At 60.5% G+C, this 23516-nt stretch carries 22 protein-coding genes; 10 read left to right on the top strand and 12 right to left on the bottom strand.

All coding sequences use genetic code 11. The features are described from left to right. Nucleotide 1 precedes the first annotated feature (1 nt). A complete protein-coding gene (gene pdhA, locus ACR0NB_RS03060) occupies nt 2-991 on the bottom strand; it encodes a pyruvate dehydrogenase (acetyl-transferring) E1 component subunit alpha (RefSeq protein WP_093962386.1) in 990 nt (329 codons plus the stop codon). 219 nt (nt 992-1210) lie between these two features. Here pdhA and ACR0NB_RS03065 point away from each other — a divergent pair, with 219 nt between their 5' ends. After that, nucleotides 1211-1693: a hypothetical protein gene (locus ACR0NB_RS03065; protein ID WP_480774909.1), complete on the top strand. Its 483-nt coding sequence runs from the start codon at nt 1211-1213 to the stop codon at nt 1691-1693. Here the strand turns inward: ACR0NB_RS03065 and ACR0NB_RS03070 are convergent. The 3 genes from ACR0NB_RS03070 to ACR0NB_RS03080 form a co-directional block, all read right to left on the bottom strand. Then, nucleotides 1690-1989 (bottom strand): FtsB family cell division protein, encoded by a 300-nt coding sequence (locus tag ACR0NB_RS03070; RefSeq protein WP_170338112.1) that lies wholly within the window; start codon nt 1987-1989, stop codon nt 1690-1692. The two genes, ACR0NB_RS03065 and ACR0NB_RS03070, sit on opposite strands and share 4 nt — an antisense overlap. A 163-nt stretch (nt 1990-2152) precedes the next feature. Beyond that, a complete protein-coding gene (locus ACR0NB_RS03075; protein ID WP_170338113.1) occupies nt 2153-2497 on the bottom strand; it encodes a lysozyme inhibitor LprI family protein in 345 nt (114 codons plus the stop codon). Nucleotides 2498-2556: 59 nt separating this feature from the next. Further along, on the bottom strand, nt 2557-3747 hold the full coding sequence (locus tag ACR0NB_RS03080; protein ID WP_222456825.1) for a phosphoglycerate kinase: 1191 nt from the start codon (nt 3745-3747) through the stop codon (nt 2557-2559). Nucleotides 3748-3881: 134 nt separating this feature from the next. Between ACR0NB_RS03080 and ACR0NB_RS03085 the strand changes: the two genes are divergently transcribed. From ACR0NB_RS03085 to ACR0NB_RS03095, 3 genes are all read left to right on the top strand, one after another. Beyond that, the gene (locus tag ACR0NB_RS03085) at nt 3882-4388 is read left to right on the top strand and encodes a peptidylprolyl isomerase (protein ID WP_093962382.1); all 507 of its coding nucleotides are present in this window, start codon (nt 3882-3884) and stop codon (nt 4386-4388) included. Next, a complete protein-coding gene (locus tag ACR0NB_RS03090; protein ID WP_480774910.1) occupies nt 4381-4926 on the top strand; it encodes a peptidylprolyl isomerase in 546 nt (181 codons plus the stop codon). Before ACR0NB_RS03085 ends, ACR0NB_RS03090 begins: the two co-directional genes overlap by 8 nt. A gap of 122 nt (nt 4927-5048) precedes the next feature. Beyond that, the gene (locus tag ACR0NB_RS03095) at nt 5049-6011 is read left to right on the top strand and encodes a DUF3179 domain-containing protein (RefSeq protein ID WP_480774911.1); all 963 of its coding nucleotides are present in this window, start codon (nt 5049-5051) and stop codon (nt 6009-6011) included. A gap of 16 nt (nt 6012-6027) precedes the next feature. On the opposite strand, the gene ACR0NB_RS03100 is transcribed toward ACR0NB_RS03095, so the two are convergent. The 6 genes from ACR0NB_RS03100 to ACR0NB_RS03125 all read right to left on the bottom strand — a co-directional run bounded on the left by ACR0NB_RS03100 (nt 6028) and on the right by ACR0NB_RS03125 (nt 11706). Continuing rightward, nucleotides 6028-7251, bottom strand: coding sequence for a hypothetical protein (locus ACR0NB_RS03100; RefSeq protein WP_480774912.1), 1224 nt, complete (start codon nt 7249-7251; stop codon nt 6028-6030). A 234-nt stretch (nt 7252-7485) separates the two neighbouring features. After that, nucleotides 7486-8175 carry an aquaporin Z gene (gene aqpZ, locus ACR0NB_RS03105; RefSeq protein WP_480774913.1) on the bottom strand — a complete coding sequence of 230 codons (690 nt, stop codon included), beginning with the start codon at nt 8173-8175 and terminating at the stop codon, nt 7486-7488. Nucleotides 8176-8354: 179 nt separating this feature from the next. Continuing rightward, nucleotides 8355-8858 (bottom strand): bactofilin family protein, encoded by a 504-nt coding sequence (locus ACR0NB_RS03110; RefSeq protein WP_093962377.1) that lies wholly within the window; start codon nt 8856-8858, stop codon nt 8355-8357. Beyond that, complete coding sequence (locus tag ACR0NB_RS03115) at nt 8848-10173, bottom strand: DUF5930 domain-containing protein (RefSeq protein ID WP_480774914.1); 1326 nt, start codon at nt 10171-10173, stop codon at nt 8848-8850. Before ACR0NB_RS03115 ends, ACR0NB_RS03110 begins: the two co-directional genes overlap by 11 nt. A 175-nt stretch (nt 10174-10348) precedes the next feature. Next, complete coding sequence (locus ACR0NB_RS03120) at nt 10349-11167, bottom strand: ferritin-like domain-containing protein (RefSeq protein WP_480775618.1); 819 nt, start codon at nt 11165-11167, stop codon at nt 10349-10351. Nucleotides 11168-11244: 77 nt separating this feature from the next. Then, nucleotides 11245-11706, bottom strand: a complete 462-nt coding sequence (locus ACR0NB_RS03125; protein WP_170338632.1) for a peroxiredoxin — start codon at nt 11704-11706, stop codon at nt 11245-11247. Nucleotides 11707-11774: 68 nt separating this feature from the next. On the opposite strand from ACR0NB_RS03125, the gene ACR0NB_RS03130 reads away from it, so the two are divergent. The 4 genes from ACR0NB_RS03130 to ACR0NB_RS03145 all read left to right on the top strand — a co-directional run bounded on the left by ACR0NB_RS03130 (nt 11775) and on the right by ACR0NB_RS03145 (nt 18319). Continuing rightward, the gene (locus ACR0NB_RS03130) at nt 11775-15161 is read left to right on the top strand and encodes a YhdP family protein (RefSeq protein ID WP_480774915.1); all 3387 of its coding nucleotides are present in this window, start codon (nt 11775-11777) and stop codon (nt 15159-15161) included. 44 nt (nt 15162-15205) lie between these two features. Beyond that, entirely contained in the window at nt 15206-16252 is a 1047-nt protein-coding gene (gene queA, locus ACR0NB_RS03135; protein WP_480775619.1) for a tRNA preQ1(34) S-adenosylmethionine ribosyltransferase-isomerase QueA, read from the top strand. A gap of 108 nt (nt 16253-16360) precedes the next feature. Beyond that, nucleotides 16361-17632 (top strand): MFS transporter, encoded by a 1272-nt coding sequence (locus ACR0NB_RS03140; RefSeq protein ID WP_475144259.1) that lies wholly within the window; start codon nt 16361-16363, stop codon nt 17630-17632. Nucleotides 17633-17740: 108 nt separating this feature from the next. After that, complete coding sequence (locus ACR0NB_RS03145; RefSeq protein WP_170338132.1) at nt 17741-18319, top strand: DUF924 family protein; 579 nt, start codon at nt 17741-17743, stop codon at nt 18317-18319. On the opposite strand, the gene ACR0NB_RS03150 is transcribed toward ACR0NB_RS03145, so the two are convergent. Further along, complete coding sequence (locus ACR0NB_RS03150) at nt 18316-18747, bottom strand: hypothetical protein (RefSeq protein ID WP_170338134.1); 432 nt, start codon at nt 18745-18747, stop codon at nt 18316-18318. The two genes, ACR0NB_RS03145 and ACR0NB_RS03150, sit on opposite strands and share 4 nt — an antisense overlap. A 211-nt stretch (nt 18748-18958) precedes the next feature. On the opposite strand from ACR0NB_RS03150, the gene lpdA reads away from it, so the two are divergent. After that, nucleotides 18959-20353: a dihydrolipoyl dehydrogenase gene (gene lpdA / locus ACR0NB_RS03155; protein ID WP_480774916.1), complete on the top strand. Its 1395-nt coding sequence runs from the start codon at nt 18959-18961 to the stop codon at nt 20351-20353. Nucleotides 20354-20511: 158 nt separating this feature from the next. Here the strand turns inward: lpdA and ACR0NB_RS03160 are convergent, their stop codons facing one another. Further along, nucleotides 20512-21897 (bottom strand): dipeptidase, encoded by a 1386-nt coding sequence (locus ACR0NB_RS03160; protein ID WP_480726160.1) that lies wholly within the window; start codon nt 21895-21897, stop codon nt 20512-20514. Nucleotides 21898-22238: 341 nt separating this feature from the next. Between ACR0NB_RS03160 and hemA the strand changes: the two genes are divergently transcribed. After that, complete coding sequence (gene hemA, locus ACR0NB_RS03165) at nt 22239-23462, top strand: 5-aminolevulinate synthase (protein WP_170390403.1); 1224 nt, start codon at nt 22239-22241, stop codon at nt 23460-23462. Nucleotides 23463-23516: the final 54 nt, after the last annotated feature.

The following is a 23516-nucleotide window of genomic DNA, read 5'->3' on the forward strand; positions in this document are numbered from 1 at the left end:
CTCAGGCGTAAATGTCGGTCCAGAGCTCGTCCAGCGACGGCTCGGGGCTTTCCTTGGCGAACTCGGCGGCCTGGTTGACGACCTCCTTGATTTCCTTGTCGATCGCCTTCAGGTCATCCTCGGTGGCGTGCTTGCCGGTCAGCAGCAGCTCGCGCACGTGTTCGATCGGGTCGCTCTGCTCGCGCACCTTCTGCACCTCTTCGCGGGTGCGGTACTTGGCGGGATCCGACATCGAGTGTCCGCGGTAACGGTAGGTCTTGACCTCGAGGATGTAAGGGCCCTTCCCAGCCCGGCAGTGCGCCACGGCCTTTTCGCCGGCCTCTTTCACTGCCAGCACGTCCATTCCGTTGACGATTTCGCCCGGGATGCCGAACGCCTCACCGCGGTGATAGATGTCCTTGGTCGAGGTTGAGCGCGATTGCGCCGTGCCCATCGCGTATTGGTTGTTCTCGATCACGAAGACCACCGGCAATTGCCAAATGGCCGCCATGTTGAAGGTTTCATAGACTTGACCCTGGTTCGCTGCGCCGTCACCGAAATAGGTAAAGGTCACGCGGCCGTTGTCTTTGTACTTGTCTGCAAAGGCAAGGCCCGCACCCAGCGGAACCTGTGCGCCGACGATTCCATGGCCACCATAGAAATGCTTTTCTTTTGAGAACATGTGCATCGAGCCGCCCTTGCCCTTGGACAAACCGCCTTCGCGTCCGGTCAATTCAGCCATGACGCCGCCCGGATCCATGCCGCAGGCCAGCATATGGCCGTGGTCGCGGTAGGAGGTGATGCGCTTGTCGCCATCCTCGGCCGCAGCTTCGAGCCCCACGACGACGGCTTCCTGACCGATGTAAAGGTGGCAAAAACCGCCGATCAGACCCATGCCGTACAGTTGACCTGCCTTTTCCTCGAATCGGCGGATCAACAGCATCTCGCGGTAGTAGGTTTTGAGTTCTTCCGCAGAAACATTTGGTTTCTTTGTGGTTTTTCGCGCAGCCATCGTGGCGACCTCTCCCTTCCGGCAAGATAGTTTAGCGTTAAACTATCTCATAAAGCATTTCGTGCTTTCTGGCGAGCGGAAATGTGACGCAGCGTCCTGGACCGGATGGGAGTATCTGTTTCCACCCGAAATCCGGCAGGTTTTCGCCTTTCAGATAGGCAGTTAACAGACCGAGCCAAGGGCGAAGTCCATGCTCGGTATCCCCACAATGGGATCGGCGTGGCCAATCGGTATCTGTCTGATATTGCGGAGGGCTGCAGCAGCATTTGCGTTGAGAGAAACCCTTGGGACAAGGCTGTCTCAGCGTTCTATTTCTGGATGCATCAGCGCGGAACACAGATCAACGACGCAAATGCACTGTTCCTGAGCTTTTGCAGGACTCGCCTGAAGTTCTTCTCTGACTTCCGTCTTTATTCTGAGGGCGGGGAGATCGCGGTTGATCGGGTGTTGCGATACGAAAGCCTGGACAGCGATTTGGCGCAGGTGTTGGATGACTTCGGCCTTGGCGATGTCAGTCTCGGCGACAAGCGTTTGAATTCCGGCATTCGGAAATCAAAGCAGTTCGATGTCTTCTACGGTGAAAACTGGGACGGCGAAGCCGTGGACCTGGTGGCTGACCTGTTCCGAAGGGAAATCGATGCTTTCGGGTATCAGTTGCCAACTGCAGAGGAACCCGGGGCGGTTGGGCAAACAGCTAGTTAGCGGATGACGATTTCATCAGCCCGGATCATTCCCAAAACGGTTCGGGCCTGCTGATCCAGAAGGTCGAGATCCAGGTAGGTGTCTGAAAGGCGTCGGGTCAGGTTTTCCATCCGAGCTATGTCGGCGTTCAGCGCCGCAAGGTCGCGTGACAGAGCGTCCCGTTCCGCTGAAATCTCGATCCGTCGGAACAGGCCGTAGTCGCCCTGAACGGCAGCAAAGGTGAAATAGACACCCAGCATGAAGGCCACCGAAAAGAATGCGACTGCGCCCAGACCGGGCCGATTGGAACGGGACACTCTGTTGACCGCCGTATGAATACTGCCTCAAAAACGTGCCCTTTGCGGGCATCTGTCGGCACTATGTCACAGGTGATTCGGGTTGTGAATCCCCCGATTCGCACTTTTTTTAATTCGACGAAAAAAGTGATGCTCGAAGAGCCATGACCGCGTAGGTATCCGCTCAACGCAAAGCGGACAGTTCCTGATTTCGATTCAGGGTCTGTTCTTCCATGCAAGACCAATAGAACATTTGCGCGGCACTGCCATCGCTTTTGAGTTCGGGGTCACAAGTTGCGTCCCTGCGTTTCAACCAAGCGCGCTGTTCGTTCAACAAAGCCTCACCGTTTCCGCGCCTATCCGCCGCTGATTTGACCTCTTTCCAGAGGCGGTTCAGTTCTTTATCAGCGATTTCCCATTTCTCTTTGGCACAGAAAGTGGCGTCGATCTGAGTTTGCCCGGCGCAATGGGACTGCGCGCCAGAAACACTGGGCAAGAGGATAACAGCAAACGTGGCAACGGCTTTCATGGCCCATCTCCCGGTCTGTGAGAGAATACCACGAATGCCGATCGCCAACTAGAATTGGGTTATTGGGCCAGCGCTGCCACACCGGGCAGGGTTTTGCCCTCCATCCATTCCAGGAACGCACCGCCGGCGGTCGAGATGTAGGTGAAGTCCTGCGCGGCACCCGAGGCGTTGAGGGCTGCAACCGTATCGCCGCCACCGGCGACCGACACAAGTTTGCCCGCCCGCGTCAGTTCTGCGGCTTTCAATGCAGCGGCATTTGTCGCCGCATCGAAGGGTTCCAGTTCGAATGCCCCCAATGGGCCGTTCCAGATCAGAGTCTTGCTCTGTTCGAAGATGGTGCAGATCGCGGCGACGCTGTCCGGCCCGGCGTCCAGGATCATCGAATCTGCGGGGCACTTGTTCGCTGGGACGACCCTGTGTGGGGCGTGTGCTTCGAATTTCTCGGCAACGACAACATCGCTGGGCAGGACGATCCGGCAGCCTGCCTTGTCTGCTTTTGCCATGATTTCGGCTGCGGTATCGGTCATCGCGTGCTCGGCCAACGATTTACCAACGTCCAGCCCTTTGGCCAGCAGAAAGGTGTTGGCCATGCCGCCGCCGATGATCAGGTTGTCGACCTTCTCGATCAGGTTGCCCAGCAGATCCAGCTTGGTTGATACCTTGGCCCCACCGACCACGGCGGTCACCGGACGCTGAGGGTTGCCCAGAGCGGCTTCGAGTGCGCTGAGCTCTGCCTGCATCAGGCGCCCGGCGCAGGAGGGCAGAAGGCGCGCCAGTGCCTCGGTCGAACTATGCGCCCGATGAGCCGCCGAGAAAGCGTCGTTGCAGTAGATGTCTCCCATCTTGGCCATACCTTCGGCCAAGGTCATGCTGTTCTGGGTCTCTTCGGCGTGAAAGCGGGTGTTCTCCAGCAGCAAGACCTCGCCGTCACCCTGGTTTGCGGCAGCGATTTCAGCCTCGTATCCGACGCAATCCTCTCCGAAGCGGACCTTGGTTCCAAAGGCGGCTTCCAGCGCGGGCACCAGCTGTTTCAGCGACAGGTTCTGCCGACGCTCACCGCCGGGCCGGCCGAAATGGGCCAGCAGGATGGGTTTGCCGCCAGCGGCCAGAATGTCGCGCACCGTGGGCACGATCCGCTGGATCCGGGTGTCATCGGTCACGGCGCCATCCAAAACCGGGACGTTGATGTCCACGCGCACAAGAACGCGTTTGCCCTGCAAATCCATGTCGTCCAGAGTTTTCCAGCCCATCGTGTCATCCTCGCCGTTGTCACCACGCGTAAGCGGTTCTTTTCCTGCATTTTGCCCTCAGGTCAATGCGTCACTTGGCTTTCGCGCGTCCGGCGCATAGGTATTTGCGCAAATCAATTCCACAGGAGGGCCCCATGGCCGAGATCAAGGATCCCGAAAACACCATCATCATCGAGCTGAAGGACGGCAACGTCGTCATCGAGCTGCTGCCAGACGTGGCGCCTCAGCACAGCGAGCGCATGAAGGAACTGGCGCGCGCGGGCGAGTATGACAACGTGGCCTTTCACCGGGTGATCGACGGCTTCATGGCGCAGACCGGCGACGTGCAGCACGGCGATATGGAAGACGGCTTCAACATCCGCATGGCAGGCACTGGCGGGTCGTCCTTGCCGAACCTTCCAGCCGAGTTTTCCAAGCTGCCGCATGACCGGGGCACGCTGGGTGCCGCTCGTTCGGCCAACCCGAACTCGGCCAACTCGCAGTTCTTCATCAACTTCAAGGACAACCATTTCCTGAACGGCCAATACACCGTCTATGGCCGCGTGATCGAGGGGATGGAGCATGTCGATGCCATCACCCGTGGTGAGCCGCCTGCGAACCCCGACCGTATGATCAGCGTCAAGGTGGCCGCCGATGTATAAGCTGGCCGCCGTTTTTGCCCTGTTGGCCAGCCCCGCGCTGGCCGCAGGCCTGCAGATCGAAGTCGAGGGTGAGGCCAACGGCACGATCACCATCGACCTGTTCGAAGACGTCGCGCCCAAGCATGTCGAGCAGATCACCGCTCTGGCCGCCGAAGGCAAGTATGACGGGGTGGTTTTCCACCGCGTGATCGAGGGGTTCATGGCACAGACCGGGGACGTGGAATACGGTAAACTGGGCAGCGACATGCGTCGCGCCGGCACCGGCGGTTCAAGCCGTCCGGACCTGCCAGCCGAGTTTTCCGAAGTTCCGTACGAGCGCGGCACTGTCGGAATGGCTCGCGCCAGCAATCCAAACAGCGCAAATTCGCAGTTCTTCATTATGTTCGAACCGGCCCCGACCCTGAATGGCCAGTACACGGTGGTGGGCAAGGTGACCGACGGCATGGACGTTGTTGATGCGATCAAACGCGGCACAGGCCCGAACGGCGCGGTGGTCGGCCAACCGGACGTCATGACCAAGGTGACCGTCACCGAATGATCCCTAGACCCGGCGCGGATTGCGCGCCGGGTTGTCCGCGCACGGCGCTTCACGTCCTTGTGTAAGGGGCTTGGCCCGGCCGCACGGCCTGACGCACGATGGCAGGTAGCCAAAGGTGCCTCATGCGATGCCGTCTGTTTGCCCTTCTGCTGTTCTGCGCAACCGCGGTGTCCGCGGACCCGAACCTGTGGCGCGACGAATGGCCCAAAACCGATTTTGCGGTCACCTCGATCGGTGACTGGTCCGAGGTCCGGTCCGGCGGGCCGCCGAAAGACGGCATCCCTGCCATCGACAAACCCGAGTTTGTCCCAGCTTCGGCGGAAACCGGGCTGGGGCTGACCGAGGCCGTGATCACGGTGGAACTGCCCGGTACGCGCCCGCGCGCCTATCCCCTGCGTTACCTGATCTGGCATGAGATCGTGAATGATCGCATCGGCAACCGCCCAGTCGCGGTTACCTATTGTCCACTGTGCAATTCGGGGCTGGTATTTGATCGGCGTATCCCGGGACGGGTTCTCAGTTTTGGCGTGTCCGGCAAGCTGCGAAATTCGGACATGATCATGTATGACCGCGAAACCGAAAGCTGGTGGCAGCAAGCCACCGGCGAAGCGATCGTGGGCAAGTTGACCGGTACTCAGCTGACAGCACTGCCAGCGTGGATGGAAGGGTGGGATCAGTTCCGCAAGCGCAATCCCGACGGTCTGGTGATGGCCGAGCCGAATTTTGCGCGGGACTACGGGCGCAACCCTTACCGAGGGTATGACAGCGCGCGCAGACCGTTCCTGTATGACGGCGCGCTGCCTCCGCATGGTATTCAACCGCTCGAACGGGTGGTGCGTGTCGGTGAGCGGGCCTGGCCTCTGACGCGATTGCGTGCGGCTGGGCGATTGTTAGAAGCAGGCGTTGTCATCGTTTGGTCGGCGGGGCAGGCTTCGGCTCTGGACGCCGGGCGCGTCGACAAGGGACGCGAAATAGGATCGATCCGCGTCACGGATGGTGCCGGACGGGATGTCGTGCATGATGTGATGTTCGCGTTTGCCTTCCACGCCTTCTGGCCCGACGGTATCTGGATGACAGGGCGTTGACCCGCACGCCGCGCGATCAATTCACCTGTCTGGCAACGCTCCGGGTCCAGCCGCTCAGGCCGCGTCGGATGCGGGCCAGAAGACCGTATTCGTTCACGTGCTTTTTGTAGGCTCGGTAGGACGGCGCGCGTGACAGGCAGCGCTCTTCGTGCCAGGCCCGTGCGAAATAGATCAGGTTCACACCCAGCAGGGCCAGACAGTTGGCCAGGCCTGCCCAGAAGTCGACCGCGATGAACGGGATCGAAATCATCCACCAGGTGATGTTCTTGCTGATGTAGGACGGGTGTTTGCTGATGTTGTAGGGAAAGTCGCAGGCCAGCCCGCGATAGGTCAGGTTCGAGAACCGCAGACCCATCCGTGCGGCGGTCAGGCAATAGACCGCCAGGAAGAACAGGATGGCGCCGCCCCACAATCCGTAGAGGACAGGGTAGTCCCACAGCCAGACACCCCAGGCGAACCCATCCTCGACATAGTTGAAATAGCTGCGAGACAGCAGTTGCCAGAACGGGGCATAGCAGATCACGCAAACCAGCCACCCGCTCACCGTCGTCTCGGTCCAGCGGATATGAGAGGTCAGAAGCCGGGTGGCGGTGGCATAGCCGATGGTGACGATTGTCAGGTCCAGAAAGAAGGCAAAGCGGTAGAGATATGCATAGACCTGCTGAAAGTCCTGCGCATCCCACAGCGAACGGGTCTGCAGAAAGCTCCAGTCATAGACCAGATAGCAGAACATCAGTGGCAGAAAGAACCCTTTGACGCCCAGCCCAAGAAGAAAGGATTTCAACTCTCGGGCCCCGGTGGATTGGCGACCAAAAGACAAAACCACACGTCCCAGATGCCACATGCCGTCGCGAGGATGTCGCATCGAGAAATGAACCGCCGTGACAACGGAAAGGACAATCGCAAGGATCAGCGGCCAGTAGTCGCCGAACAGCGAAAAGAACGGCTGATACCATTCATCCCGGTAGAGGTCGGCGGTGGAGTAGAACAGCGCAAGCAGCGCAAGACTGGCCGCCAGACCAATAAGTTTGATCCAGAAATCAGCCAGATACGCCGGGTTTTTGAAGTTTTCCGGGTTGTAGACCAAACCGCTGCCCGGCTTGCGATGGATTCTGGCGATGAAAATCTCGGATAGGGCCAGAATGGCGAAGATCGTCAGAGCGAACAGAACAGTCTGATCCCGATCAGAGACCGCGCCGAGGTCTGGCCAGAAATAATGAACCAGCGGAATACTGGCCATCGCAATCCATGCGGTGGATGCGGGAATTGCGGAAGCGGGGCGCCGGAACTTTGGCCAGGAAATCATGATCAGGTCTTTCACAGAGTTCTGCGAATTCTGGCGGTTCGTTCCGGAAATTCAACCACCCTGATCCGACCGGTCGAATTCTTGCCGCGGGTGTGGCCCACGCAACCGTATAACAGAGTCACCTCCCGGCGTAGGCCGGGAGGGGGTTTGCATTAGTAGGACGGGTTTCTATTCGTCCGAGGCCATCATTTTCCAGATCGCGGCTCCCAAAGCGCCACCGATCAGCGGGGCGACCCAGAACAGCCACAGCTGCGCCAAGGCGGGGCCATCGGCAAACAGCGCCACCCCTGTCGAGCGGGCCGGGTTCACCGACGTATTGGTGACCGGGATCGAAATCAGGTGGATCAGCGTCAGCCCAAGACCGATGGCAATGGGCGCGAACCCGGCCGGAGCCTTTTCGGACGTCGCGCCCAGAATGATGATAAGGAAGAAGGCGGTCAAAACGATCTCGATCACCAGCGCCGACATCATCGAGTATCCTTCGGGCGAGGCCTCGCCATACCCGTTCGAGGCAAAGCTGCCAACGCCTTCGAAGCCGGGTGCGCCGCTGACGATCACGTACAGAACGGCTGCGGCCAGCATCGCTCCAAGCACCTGCGCAGCCCAGTAGGGCAGCAGATCCTTGGACGGGAAACGCCCACCGATCATCAGCCCGAGGCTGACGGCGGGGTTGAAGTGACCACCCGATATGTGGCCGACCGCAAAGGCCATGGTCAGGACCGTCAGGCCGAAGGCGAACGACACGCCCAGCCATCCGATGCCCACATCGGCGACCCCGGCAGCCAGCACCGCGCTGCCACAACCGCCGAGAACCAGCCAGAACGTGCCGAAAAATTCGGCCATCAGTTTTGCTCGCATGATAAAACCTCCCAATTTCAACGAGGTGAAGTTTAATTCAAAAAACACCTTTTGTGAAAATGTATCGCGCGCGCAGGGCTTTGCGGCCCTGATAGGGGTCCGGATTGTTGCCTGATGGGCATAGAAAAACGCCGCGGACAGTGGCCGCGGCGTTCTTGGAACCCGGTACTCGAAGCGGTTTACTGGCTGACTTCAGCCGCCGGATTGGCTCCGGTTTTGCCGCTGCGTCCTGGGTTCAGCGGATCGTCCTGACGCTGAACCGAGCCTTCGAAATGCGCGCCGCTTTCGATGGCGATGGTCTTGTGGATGATGTCGCCCTCAACCCGAGCGGTCGAGGTCAGACGTACTTTCAGACCCCGCACGCGACCCACGATGCGGCCGTTCACGACCACGTCGTCCGCGGTGACTTCGCCTTTGATGGTCGCGGTTTCGCCGATGGTCAGCAGATGCGCGCGGATATCGCCTTCGATGGTGCCTTCGACCTGGATGTCACCGGTGGTCTTGATGTTGCCGGTGATGTGCAGGTCCGACGACAGAACCGATGCCGGAGGCTTGGGCTTGGGCGCGGTGCTTGCGGCCTTCTGTTCGGTCGGGGCAGGGGTCGCCTGAGGCGCCGGGGCTGCCGGCTTGGCCGTTTCGGATGCCTTGGGTGCGGGCTCGTTGATTTTGCTTTTAGAAAACATTGTTCGCAGCCTTGATGAAGTCCATTGGGTTTACAGGTTTTCCGTTCACGCGCACCTCGTAGTGCAGATGCGTTCCGGTCGACCGTCCGGAATTACCCATATCAGCAATGTGATCCCCGCGCGAGACCCTTTGGCCGACCTTCACGCGGATCTTCGAGTTATGGGCATAAAGTGTCTCAACCCCGAAGGCGTGCTTGATCTTGACCAGACGGCCATAGCCGGATTGCCAGCCCGCATGGGCCACGACACCGTCGGCGGTGGCGAAGATATCCGTGCCCGTCGGGGCAGCAAAGTCTGTGCCCTTGTGCATCCGGCGCCCGCCGGTTTTGGGGTCGCGGCGATAACCATAGCCGCTGGTGAACCGGAAGGCCGATTTGACCGGCGTGGCAAACGGGGCCTTTTCGGCCGCTATGCGATACAGGTTCAGCTGGTCCATCTGCTGCAGAAGCTGATTTGCGCGCACCTCGTCTGCTGAAAGCTCTTCGCCGCGGGTACTGAACGAAATCGGCGTCAGCGGGCCGCCCATGCCGCTGTAACCGCGCCGCACTTCGTCAAGCATCCGGTCGGTGGGCATTCCGGCCTCGCGGAACATCTTGTCCAGCGGTTCGACCGAGATCACCATGGCTTCTTCCAGCTGGCGGAATATCTCGTCATTGCGTTCCTGCATCAGCAGGATTTCCAGCTCAAGCTCATCGCGCTGGTCCAGTGCCGCCTGTGCATCCGTGGCGATCTGGTCCCGCTGCTTTGCTGTCCGGGTCAGGGCGTCGGCCATGAATTCGATCTGTGCCGGAGCGGCAGAGGCGAACATCGCAACCGATGCGCCATCGGATTTCTCCTGAAGCTCGGCGAGTTGGGCCCGGGCTTCCTCACGCTGCTTCATGGTCGACCGCAGGGTGGTCTGAATGACCTCGATGCCGGTTTCCAGCTCGCGTCGACGGTTTTCGGATTCCAGCAGTTCCGACTGCATCGCCGAGATCTGCCGAAGCGCCGAGTTGAACCGGGCATGTGCGGCCAGTGCTTCCTGGGCCCGCGCGTCGCGTTCCTGCGACAGGATGTTCAGCCGCTCCTGATATGTTGCCTGATCGCGTTTGGCCTGTTCACGGAAATTGCCCGACCCGATGCTGTCCATCAGCAGGATCGCCGTGGCAACCGCCGTCCAGCCGACCATGATCGAAACGCCAAGCGCCGCCACGATCTGCGTCTCCGAGCTGAGCCGGATGAAGCGTGTGTCATTGTCGGATTTCAGGAAGACCCGGCGTTCCGGGAAGTGCCGTTCGAGCAGTGAGTGTAGTTTGATTGCCAGACGTGTTCTCACGCGCCTTACCTCTCATCCCCAATGTCGGGAACGGTCGTGAGTGGATCGCCGCCCCTTGGGCCGATTGCTTAAAGGGCCGGTCCCGGTTGGGCAAGTTTGTTAACCGATTGGTCGACAATTACGGTGTTTTCCCGCACGTCATCGGCAGAAAATTGCCGAAATCGGCGCGTTTCCGTCAGCGCTTCCCGTCTCCCGGGGGCGGCAGATCCTCGGTCAAAGGCCAGTAGAAATCGGGCGGCAGGCCGGCTTCGGCCCGCTTTTCCTCGTTGAAGGGCGGCTTGAGCGCGCCATGGAAATAGCGCCGGACCAGTTGGTGGAACACGTCCTTGGGGTCGGCATTCTCGCGGCCGCACAGAAAGTGGAACCATTTCGAGCCATAGGCTACATGCCCGACTTCTTCGGCATAGATCACTTCAAGCGCGGCCACGGCCTGATCGGCCTTGGCCTTGCGGAAGATGTCGATCATGCCCGGTGTCACGTCGAGGCCGCGCGCCTCGAGCACCATCGGCACCACCGCCAGCCGGCCCATCAGGTCTTCCGCGGTGTCCTCGGCCGCACGCCACATCCCGGCATGGGCCGGGAGGGCGCCGTAGTGGCTGCCCATTGCTTCCAGGCAGTCGCAGACCATCTCGAAATGGCGCGACTCCTCCTCGGCGCATTTGACCCAGTCGTCGTAGAATCCGATCGGCATCGGCACATGCCCGAACCGGGCGATGATGTCCCAGTGCAGATCTACTGCGTTCAACTCGATATGGGCCACAGCGTGCAGCAGCGCGATGCGCCCAGCCTCCGAGCCGGGGCGACGGCGCGGCACGTCGCGCGGCGACAGCAGTTCGGGCTTGTCAGGACGCGACGGATGCAACGGTGGCGTGGCTGTCCCGACTTCGATCGCGGAGGCGTCGCCGTTGCGCGCCGCAAACCAGTCGGCGGCATAGCGTTTGGAAAGGGCGGTCTTGGACCGCCCATCCGCAGTGGTCAGAACCTCGGTTGCCATCTGGGTCAGGGTTTTGGCCACGGTAATCCTCGGGTTGGATGAAAACTGCCGCCTCTTAGACCGGATGGCTCGCAGCGTCAAAGCGCGCGTACGGCCTCCAGCACCTCATCCACATGGCCGGGAACTTTGACCTTGCGCCAGACGCGGGCGATCTTTCCGTCGGCGTCGATCAGGAAGGTTGAGCGCTCGATCCCCATCGACTTCTTGCCATACATGTTTTTTTCGACCCAGACGCCGTAATCCTCGCACACGGTCGAACCTTCGTCGGACAGCAGCGGAGTGGTCAGCCCGTGCTTGGCGACGAACTTGTCGTGCTTGGCAACGCTGTCGCGAGAGATGCCGAAAACCTGTGCACCGGCGTCGGCAAAGGATTGAAGCTGCTCCGAGAAACCGATGGATTCCTTGGTGCAGCCCGGCGTATCATCGCGGGGATAAAAGAACAGAACAACGGGACGACCGCGCAGGTCCGACAGGGTTACCGTGCCGCCGCCATCGCGGGGCAAGGTGAAATCGGGGGCGATGTCTGCAACGTCAGGCATTTTGAACTCCGGTCAGGATTTGTAGGTGATGCCGCGTATCATAGGGCGGCTCGGGCAGGTTGAAAGACGTGGACGGCAAATTGGCGCAAGACGAACAGGACGAGGCTGAGAAGGGCGGGAAACCGCTGCGCCGCCGATCCCGTCGGCGGACAGCCGGGCTGTGGGCCTTGCGCGGGGTGTTCCTGCTGGTGTTTCTGGCCGTCCTGTCCGGGGTCATGGTGTTTGGCCATCGGATCCACGCGCCGGAATGGCTGCGCGACCGGGGCGAAACGCGTCTGGAAAACGCTTTGGGCGGCCTGCAGATCCGGTTCGGCGATGTCAGCTTTATCATCAATCAGGAATGGCGCCCGCGTCTGCGGCTCAGCGATGTTTCGATCAGCGACGCCGAGGGGCGCCAAATCGCTCAGGTCTCAAACATGCAGGCCAGCCTGGCGATGCGCCCGCTGCTGCGCGGCCATGTCCGGCCCAAGCGGATCACCCTCAACGGCGCGCAGATCGCATTGACCCGAGCCGAGGACGGATCGCTCTCGCTGACCGTCGGTTCCGGCAGCGCGCCCGTGCAGAATGCGCCAACCTTGGCCGAATTGATCGAACAGTCCGATCAGGTGTTCCTGTCACCGGTCCTGTCGTCTCTGACCTCGGTCGAGCTTGACGCCATTACGCTGGATTACCGCGACTTGCGCCTTGGGCGGTCCTGGGTTCTGGACGGCGGGCATATTCTGGCGACGCGGAGCGAAGGCGCCCTGCGCTTGGCGACCGGGTTCTCGGTGTTGGCGGGCCGTGACTATGTCAGCATGATCGAAGCGAACTACACCAGCACGCTCGGCTCACCCGAGGCGCAGTTCGGGATTTCGATCACCGATCTTCCGGCGACCGACGTGGCGGCGCAATCCCCGGCACTGGCCTGGTTGCAGGTATTGGACACGCCGATCTCGGGCGCATTGCGCGGCAGTATCGACGGGGCCGGCGCGCTCGGGCCGGTATTTGCGACCTTGAACCTTGGGGCCGGGGCCGTTCAGCCCAACCCCGAGACCCGACCGGTTCCGTTCGACTCGGCCCGCACGTATTTCACCTATGACCCGGCGCAGCAGGTTCTGGATTTCAACGAGGTTTCCGTGGTGTCGGGCTGGGGCAGCGTGCAGGGCGAGGGCAAAGCCTATCTGAAGGGTGTAGAGGCCGGCGCGCTGGAAAGCATGGCGGTGCAGTTCCGTTTGAACGGTATCCGGGTGAACCCAGCCGACCTGTTCGTTGATGCGCTAGAGGTCAAGCAGGCCGATCTGGACTTTCAAGTGCGCCTGAACCCCTTCCGGCTGCAGCTGGGGCAGGTCGTGGTCGAGGATGGCGAAGACCTATTGCGCGCTTCGGGCGAGCTTGTGGGCCTGCCGGAGGGGTGGAGCGTGGATCTGAACGCGCGGCTGGGGCACATGGCATCAGACAAGCTGCTGCATTACTGGCCGCCCCGATTGGCTCCGAAGCCGCGCAAATGGGTGACCGAGAACCTGTACGAAGGCAATCTGTCGGACATGGACTTCGTTCTGAGGCTGCGGCCCGGAGATTCCAAGCCCGAACTGTATCTTGATTTCGATTTCGATGATGCGCTGGTTCGGTTTGCCAAGACCTTGCCGCCGATCCAAGGCGGGCGTGGGCAGGCCACGCTGATTGGCCGTCGATTCACGGTGACCGCCCGCAAGGGCGTGGTGATCGCCGATGACGGTGGCGCGGTTGATGCCTCTGGGACGTCGTTCATCATCCCGGATACAGACATCAAAAAGAATACACCGGGCATTGTGCGTGTTCAGGCCAGTGGCAGTGTGACCTCGGCCTTGTCGTTGCTTGACCGGGCGCCGCTGCAATTGCTGACCAAGGCAAACCTTCCGGTTGATCTGGCTTCGGGCAGCGTGCGACTGGGCGGCACTCTGTCTCTGCCCTTGATCAAGGGGTTGAAATTCGAGGACACGCAATTTCACTTTCTGGGAGAATTGATTGATCTGGATACGGAAAAACTGGTTCCGGGCTTCCGCATCAGCGCCGCCAAACTGCGCCTGAGCGGGGATCAGACCCAGGTGGCCATCGACGGAGACGGTCTGTTCGGAGAGGTGCCGATACAGGCAACTTGGCGACAACCGATCGGTGGCAAGACAGCGCAACGCAGCACACTCAGCGGGCAGATCGAACTGTCCCCGCGGCTGATGGATGAACTGAAGGCCGGATTGCCGTCCGGTATGCTGACCGGGCAAGGCGTGGCTGAGATCAGTCTCGGAATTGGTGGGGGAGAGCCGACAAAGCTGACCGCGACCTCTGATCTGGTCGGCGTCGGAATGGCAATTCCCGAACTGGGTTGGCAAAAATCCGCAGCCACTGCCGGCACGCTGGCCACCGAGGCGACGCTGGGCGATCAACTGCGGGTGGACAGCCTGCGGATTGATGCCGCCGGATTGCGCGCGGTGGCTTCGATCTCGATCGCAAATGGCGCTTTGGATCGGGTTCAGTTCAGTTCTTTTGAACTGGGCGATTGGTTGGCTGTTCCGGCCGAGTTGATCGGCCGTGGCGCAGCAGCGCCGGATATCCGCGTTCTGGGCGGCGTTCTCAACCTGGGCAAAGCGACGTTCGGCAGCGGCAGCGGCGGCGGCGCGTCATCCGGTCGAGGCCCGAACCTTGACGTGGCGCTGGACCGGCTGCAGGTGACCGAGGAAGTGGCCCTGACCGGTTTGAAGGGCAATTTCGAAACGACCGGAGGTTTGAAGGGTGGATTTTCCGCTCAGGTCAACGGAGGCGCCCCGGTCCAGGGGCAGGTTGTGCCCAGCGGATCGCGCAGTGCGGTCAGCCTGCAATCCGTGGACGCCGGTGCGGTATTGCGGTCTGCCGGTTTGTTGACCCAGGCCAGAGGAGGAAAGCTGCAACTCCGGTTGAATCCGGTGGCTGGCCCGGGCAACTACGATCTGACCCTGAAAATCACGGACACGAGGATTCAGGATGCTCCGGCCATGGCGGCGTTGCTGAATGCCATCAGCCTTGTCGGTCTACTGACCGAGATGGCCGGGCAGGGGATCTACTTCTCATCAATCGACAGCGAGATGCGGATCACGCCGACCGAGGTCAAGATTCTCAGCGGCAGTGCGGTCGGACCGTCGATGGGGCTGTCCTTCGACGGGACGGTGGATACCGAACGAAAGTTCCTGAACCTGCGCGGCGCGATCTCTCCGATCTATATGGTGAACGCGATTGGCAGCGTCCTGACCAAGAAGGGCGAGGGCGTATTCGCGTTCAACTATTCGCTGGTAGGCCCGATCTCGGACCCGCAAGTGTCCGTGAACCCGCTGTCCGGTCTGGCGCCACTGTTTCTGCGCAACTTGCTACGAGAACCTGCCCCAACCGTTTCCGACGGCCCCAACGCAACGCCTGTCGCACCGGACGGACCCAGCCCGTCGGTGGGAAGCCGGGGCGAGGACCGCTGACGCAGAGTGTGGCCGAATCTGTTCGGGCGATGTATGGCGCGGCCATGAAGCTGAGTGATTTCGATTTCTACCTGCCTGATGACCTGATTGCCACGCGGCCCGCCAGTCCGCGGTCTTCGGCGCGCCTGCTGGTGGCACAGGGTGACGCGATCTCGGATGATCGGGTGTTCAACCTGCCCGACTGGCTTAGCCCCGGTGATCGGCTGGTGCTTAACGACACGCGCGTCATCCCGGCCCGGCTGAGCGGCCGGCGTCATCGCGACAGCGCCCAGGGTCCGGTCTCGGCCGCGATCGAGGCCACCTTGCTGGAGCCCCGCGCCGACGGGACCTGGGGTGCATTGCTGAAACCGCTCAAGAAGATCCGGGTGGGCGAAGAAATTGTGTTCTCCGACGACCTCAGCGCGGTTCTGGAAGGGGTCGCCGACGGCCAGGCCAATCTGCGCTTCAATCTGAAGGGCGATGATTTCGACCGGGCGCTCGAGCAGGCCGGAGCAATGCCTTTGCCCCCTTACATCGCGGCCAAGCGGCCGGCGGACGAGCGTGACAAGACCGATTATCAGACCGTTTGGGCGCGGCAGGCCGGGGCTGTGGCGGCACCGACCGCCTCGCTGCACTTTGACGAGCCATTGTTGCAGGCCCTTGCGGATCGAGGTGTCGAGTTCACCCATGTTACCCTGCACGTCGGGGCCGGAACGTTCCTGCCGGTCAAGGTCGAGGATGTGACGACCCACAAGATGCACGCCGAATGGGGACAGGTCAGCCCGCAGGCCGCAGCCGAGATTCAGGCGACCAAAGCCTCGGGTGGCCGTGTCATCCCGGTTGGCACCACCGCCTTGCGACTGATCGAAAGTGCCGCGCGCGATGGATCGATCCAGCCCTGGGAGGGGGAGACCGACATCTTCATCTACCCCGGCTTCCAGTTTCAGGTCACCGACGCGCTGATGACCAATTTCCATCTGCCGAAATCGACGCTTCTGATGCTGGTTTCGGCGCTGATGGGACGGGACAGGATGCTGCGGGTCTATGATCATGCGATCAAAAGTGGCTATCGCTTCTTTTCCTATGGTGACGCGTCGCTTTTGATCCCTTAGAGGGCGGGTTCGCGGGATCGAATCTGGTGAATGTCGTAGACAAGCGCGACCGGGACATCGTTTGATCCTTTAACGAAAGCCATTGTTCAGCGGATTTGGAGTGCAAACATGCTTCAGGTACTTGCCAGCGCGTGGGCGCTTCTACTCGGAATGGGTCTGCTGATGATCGGCAACGGCCTGCAGGGCACCCTGTTGGGTGTCCGGGGCGAGATCGAAGGGTTTTCGACCCTGCAGATGTCATTTGTCATGTCCGCGTATTTTGTGGGCTTTCTGGGCGGATCCCGTCTTGCACCCGAGATGATACGGCGGGTCGGGCACGTGCGGGTCTTCGCGGCGCTGGCGTCCTTCATCTCTGCCGTGATGATCAGCTATCCGATGCTGACCGATCCAATCGCGTGGTCGCTGGGCCGTGTTGTGATCGGGTTCTGCTTTTCCGGCGTGTACGTGACCGCCGAAAGCTGGCTGAACAACGCCGCGAGCAACGAAAACCGTGGCCAGGCTTTGTCGCTTTACATGATCGTCCAGATGATCGGTATTGTCAGCGCGCAGGCACTGATGCTTGCGGGTGACCCGGCTGGGTACGAAACCTTTGTGATTGCCTCGATTCTGGTTTCCGTTTCCTTTGCTCCGATCCTGTTGTCGATTTCTCCGACCCCGGCTTTTGATACGACCAAGCCGATGACGCTCAGGCAGTTGATGGACACGTCGCCCTTGGGCTGTGTCGGCATGTTCCTGTTGGGTGGTATCTTCTCGGCTCAGTTCGGCATGGCCGCGGTTTATGGCGCGCGGGCAGGGCTGACACTGGTCGAGATTTCAACCTTTGTGGCGTCATTCTACATCGGCGCATTGGTTCTGCAGTACCCGTTGGGCTGGTTTTCGGACCGTATGGACCGGCGCCTGTTGATCCTGCTGGTGTCGGTCGTTGGCGGCATCAGTGCGGCGGTGGGCATGGTTTTCGGGGTCGACTTCCCGGTTTTGCTGGCTGCGGCCTTTGTCATCGGCGGCATGTCCAATCCACTGTATTCCCTGCTGATCGCCTACACCAACGACTACCTCGAGCACGAAGATATGGCGGCCGCGTCCGGCGGGCTGATTTTCATCAACGGGCTCGGCGCAATTGCCGGCCCGCTGATCACCGGCTGGTTGATGGGGGATGCCGTGTTCGGGCCGTCCGGCTTCTTCCTGTTCATTGCCGCACTACTGTTTGCCATGGCGGGCTATGCGGTCTACCGGATGACCCAGCGGGCCTCGGTGCCCGTGGACGAAACCGGCACCATGTCGCCGCTGTACCCGACGGCATCGCCGGTCGCACTGGAAGTTGCGCAAGAAGTCGCGATCGAAGCGGCGCAGGACGAAGAGGAAGAACACCAACCTGCCTGACCGCCGGATTTATGTCGTCAATGTTGCAATATGTTACTGTAACAAGTCTGCAAAACCGACTTATATGACGTTACGTCCCTCGGGGGGGAACAGACGGAGTCAAGGGCAATGGTTGGTCCTGAAGAAGTACTGAGTTTCTGGTTGGATGAAGTAGGCCCCGAGGGGTGGTACCGCGAAGATGAAGCGCTGGATGCGCAGATACGGGACCGCTTCCTTGAGACATGGCAAGCCGCGTGCGAGGGTAAGTTCTCTCTGTGGTTGACATATCCCAGCGGATCGCTGGCCTACATCATCCTCATGGACCAGTTTCCGCGCAACATGTTCCGAGGCAGCGGCAAAGCCTTCTCATCCGACAAGGCGGCACTGGCAGCAGCGAAATGTGCCGTCGACAAGGAATGGGATCTGAAGATCGACGAGCCCGCCCGACAGTTCTTCTACCTGCCGATGATGCACTCAGAGAACCTGTGCGATCAGGAGCGCTGTGTGCGCCTGATGTGCCAGCGCATGCCGGAACATGGTGCAAGCAATCTGCTGCATGCCCGCGCCCATCGCGAGGTGATCCGCAAGTTTGGGCGTTTCCCATACCGCAACGCGGCGCTTGCCCGTGAGACCACGGCACCCGAAGCCGCATATGTCAGCGGCGGCGGATACGGCACAACGGTGCGTGAGTTGCAGGCGGCGGGTTAAGCCGCCTCTCCACATCCGCGCAATTCGATCAGCCTGGCCGTTGTGGCATCGACGGCCGTGGTGATTGCGTAATCAATCAGTAGCTGAGGGTTTTCGACCAGTTCGTTGAGGCGGGCCTGCGTGGTTTCCAGCTTGGCCTGGACCTCGTCCAATCGCACCAGCGCCTGCTGAAGCTTCTGCTTCAACTCCGGCTCATCATCTCCCAGGATGCGAATACCGGACAGATCAGCGCGCAGACTTGCAAGATCCTCTCGGACGCCCTGCGCCTGTTCACGCAGCGGCTGAACGATTTGCAGGCTTTCTCTGAAGTTGTCCTGAATATTCTCGACGCTTCGCGCCAGCTTCCAACCAAGGAACAGACACAGAGCCACAAGGATCAGTGTGGCGTTCAAAAGGGCAAGCAACAAATCTTTGAGAGTCTTGGCCATGATTGGTTTCCCTAAAATCTGCAGATCCGAAATTCGAACATGGTTGCAGGTCTTTTCTAGCCTTCAAGGGACGCGGGGTATAGGCTGAATACCGCGCGCTCCTGTTTTGATGACCCTGCGTCACATATGTCGCGGGGCAGCATATTGATGCGTTCAAAAAAATAGTTTAACGGTAAACTAGTTTTCAATCGACCTGCGCCGAGAGGTAAACATGGCTGCACAATCCTTTGATCTGATCGTAATCGGTGCGGGCCCCGGCGGCTATGTGGCTGCCATTCGTGCGGCCCAACTGGGCCTCAAGACCGCCGTGGTCGAGCGCGAGCATCTGGGCGGCATCTGCCTGAACTGGGGCTGCATCCCGACCAAGGCCTTGCTGCGGTCGGCCGAAGTGTTCCACCTGATGGAGCGCGCAAAGGACTTCGGTCTGAGTGCCGACAAGATCGGTTACGATCTGGACGCGGTCGTCAAACGCTCGCGCGGGGTTGCCAAGCAACTGACCAGCGGCGTCGGTCATCTGCTGAAGAAGAACCAAGTCACCGTCGTGATGGGCGAGGCGAAAATCCCGTCGAAAGGCAAAGTGACGGTCAAGACCGACAAGGGCACCGAGGATCTGACGGCGAAGAACATCATCTTGGCCACCGGTGCCCGTGCGCGCGAGTTGCCGGGCCTGGAAGCAGATGGCGATCTGGTCTGGACCTACAAACATGCGCTGCAACCGGCCCGGATGCCGAAAAAGCTGCTTGTTATCGGGTCCGGAGCGATCGGGATCGAGTTTGCCAGCTTCTACAATACGTTGGGCGCAGACACGACCGTGGTCGAAGTGATGGATCGGGTCTTGCCGGTCGAAGATGCCGAGATCAGCGCGTTCGCCAAGAAATCGTTTGTCAAACAGGGCATGAAGATCATGGAGAAATCCATCGTCAAGCAGCTGGATCGCGGCAAAGGCAAGGTGACGGCTCATATCGAAACCGGCGGCAAGGTCGAAAAGCACGATTTCGATACTGTCATCTCTGCCGTTGGGATCGTCGGAAATGTCGAGAACCTCGGGCTTGAGGCGCTGGGCGTCAAAATTGACCGCACCCATGTGGTGACGGATGCATACTGCCGGACCGGGGTCGATGGCCTCTATGCAATCGGCGACATCGCCGGGGCGCCTTGGCTTGCGCACAAGGCCAGCCACGAAGGCGTGATGGTCGCAGAACTCATCGCTGGCAAACATGCCCATCCCGTGAAACCGGAGAGCATCGCTGGATGTACCTATTGTCATCCCCAGGTCGCGTCGGTTGGCTATACCGAGGCCAAGGCCAAGGAGCTTGGCTTTGATGTCAAGGTGGGCCGCTTCCCGTTCATCGGCAATGGCAAGGCAATTGCATTGGGCGAGCCGGAAGGCATGATAAAAACCGTATTCGACGCGAAAACCGGCGAGTTGCTGGGCGCCCATATGGTTGGTGCGGAAGTGACCGAACTGATTCAGGGCTATGTCGTCGGTCGCCAGTTGGAGACTACCGAAGAAGACCTGATGAATACAGTCTTCCCGCACCCGACCTTGTCGGAAATGATGCATGAATCGGTTTTGGACGCCTACGGGCGCGTGATCCACATGTAAAACGGTCTGTCCGCGGGCTGCGGCTTATGGGGGCGGTGCCCCCGGCCGCGTTGCCCGCGACACCCTCGGGATACTGCCGGCCAGATGAAGTTCGCATCCGCGCTTCACCCGGCTCGGAGTATCCCGGAGCGCAAGGCAGCGCCTTGCGATATTCGCGGCTATCGGCTCAGAGCGTCCAGAATTCGGGCCCACGAGCGGATCCCTTTGTGAAAGCTCTTCACGTCGTATTTTTCATTGGGCGAATGGATTGCGTCATCGTCGTTGGCATAGCCGACCAACATTGAATCCAGACCCAGGACCGTATTGAAATATCCCACCACCGGGATCGATCCTCCCATGCCGGTGAAAACGGCTTCGCGCCCCCATTCGTCGGACAGTGCGGCGCGTGCCGCTTCGAATTCCGGGCGATCCAGGTTCATCACGGATGCGGGGGAGCCTTCGAGATCATTGTCCCAGACGACTTTGGCGTCAGGCGAGAGCCGGTCTTCAACATGCTTCCGGATCTTGTCGCGCAGTTTGTCCGGGTCCATTTCACCGACCAGGCGACAGGTGATCTTGCAGTGCGCCTGGCTGGGGATCACCGTTTTCGAACCGGCGCCGTTGTAGCCGCCCCACAGCCCGTTGATCTCCAGCGTCGGGCGCGCCCACTGCTGTTCCAGGGTCGAGTACCCTTTCTCACCATGAGGTCGCGTGTAGCCTACCGAGTTGAGGTACTCGGCCTCGTCGAAACCACAGTTCTCCCACTGGCGCAGCTGCTCGGCGGAGACTTCGTGGACCCCTTCGTAGAAACCTTCCACAGCGACCCGTCCGGTTTCCTCATCGTAGAACGAGGCAACGATCCGCGAGATTTCCCGCAGCGGGTTCAAGCCGGGGCCGCCGTAATGGCCGGAATGCAGGTCGATGCGCGGACCGATGATGGTGAATTCGTCCTTGAGCATGCCGCGCAGTTGCGATGCGATCGAGGGCACACCGCGTGAGACCATCGAGGTGTCGCAGACCAGCGCCAGATCGGCCTTCAACTCTTCCTTGTTGGCCTCGAGAAATGGGACCAGCGAAGGTGAACCGGATTCCTCTTCGCCTTCGAAGAAAAATGTGATGCGGCAAGGCAGCTTGCCGTTGACCGCCTTCCAGGCGCGGCAAGCTTCGACAAATGTCATCAACTGGCCCTTGTCATCCGAAGAGCCCCGTCCGCGGATGACCTGACCGTGTTCTGTCTCTTCCAGCGCCGGGTCGAACGGGTCACGGTTCCACAGGTCCAAGGGATCAACGGGCTGCACATCATAATGGCCGTAGAACAGCACGTGCGGGGCGTCCGCATCGTCGCCGACATGGCCTACGACCATCGGGTGGCCCGGGGTCGGGTGCTTTTTCGCATCGATCCCGATGCTTTTGAGGTCGTCGACCAACCAGTCAGCCGCCTTGTCCACGTCTTTCTTGAAGGCCGGATCGGTGGAAATCGACGGGATTCGCAGAAACTCCATCAGCCGCTCGATGGAGGCTGAGAGGTCAGAGTCGATTTTGCTCAGAGTGGCGTCAAGCGACATGGGTGTACTCCTGAATGGATGAGATATTGCGGCGGACCCTAACAGCGCTGGCAGCGCCGTCCAGCCCGTAGCGGCGGGAAAACGCGCGTCTGATCGGAAACATTCTGCGCGAAACGGCACGTAACCTGCGTCGTTTCCTCGCGCCTTATGGTCTCAACTTTACTTGTCGCTGCGGGTTCAAGGCGATAATTGATGCAAATCAAAGTTGCGACCCCTGTCTGGGCGTTAGGCAGGAAACCTGAAAATAGGCGCGGATGCGGCCGAAAAATCGGTTATGATACGCATCGGAACACAGCCTTGCCGTGCAATCACCCTGCGGCGGGGTCACGAAGGAGGGTCCTTTGGACTACACTGCTCAGCTCGACTCAGCGATTGCCAGGCTGCACGACGAAGGCCGTTACCGGACCTTCATCGACATCGAACGCCGCAACGGACATTTTCCCCATGCCGTGCGTACGCGTCCCGACGGGTCACAGCAGAACATCACCGTCTGGTGCGGCAACGACTACCTTGGCATGGGGCAGCACCCCGTCGTGCTGGAGGCGATGCACGAGGCGATCGGCGCAGCCGGAGCGGGCTCTGGCGGGACGCGCAACATCTCGGGTACGACCGTCTACCACAAGCGGCTCGAGGCCGAACTGGCCGATCTGCACGGCAAGGAGGCGGCGCTGCTGTTCACCAGCGCCTACATCGCCAATGACGCCACGCTCAGCACGCTGCCCAAGCTGTTTCCCGGGCTGATCATCTATTCCGACGAGCTGAACCACGCGTCGATGATCGAAGGTGTCCGCCGAAATGGCGGGGCCAAGCGGATCTTCCGTCACAATGACGTTGAGCACCTGCGCGAGCTGCTGCAAGCCGACGATCCGGCGGCGCCGAAGCTGATCGCGTTCGAGTCGGTCTACTCGATGGATGGCGACTTCGGTCCGATCGAACAGATCTGCGACCTGGCCGACGAATTCGGCGCGCTGACCTATATCGACGAAGTGCACGCGGTTGGGATGTACGGCCCGCGCGGCGGCGGTGTGACCGAGAGAGACCGCCTGGCGCATCGGATCGACATCATCAATGGCACTTTGGCCAAAGCCTACGGCGTGATGGGTGGGTATATCGCAGCAAGCGCGAAGATGTGCGATGCGGTCCGTTCATATGCCCCGGGCTTCATCTTCACCACATCGCTGCCACCATCGGTCGCGGCCGGTGCTGCGGCCTCGGTGGCGTATCTCAAGACAGCGCCCGAACTGCGTGAGCAGCATCAGACCCAAGCCAAGATCCTCAAGCTGCGACTGAAGGGTCTGGGCTTGCCGCTGATCGATCACGGCAGCCACATCGTTCCGGTGATCGTGGGCAACCCGGTGCACACCAAAAAGCTCAGCGACATGCTGCTGGATGACTACGGGATCTACGTGCAGCCGATCAATTTCCCGACCGTTCCTCGGGGAACCGAGCGTCTGCGCTTTACGCCTTCGCCGGTCCATGGACCCAACGAAATGAACCGTCTGGTCCAGGCCATGGACGAACTTTGGTCACATTGTGCGCTAAATCGCGCCGAACTTGCTGGTTAACCTAACGCCGACATGTGCAACTTGTTTGCCGCGTGTTAAGCTTACGCTAACAAA

Source organism: Ruegeria sp. CG3, from assembly GCF_056537205.1.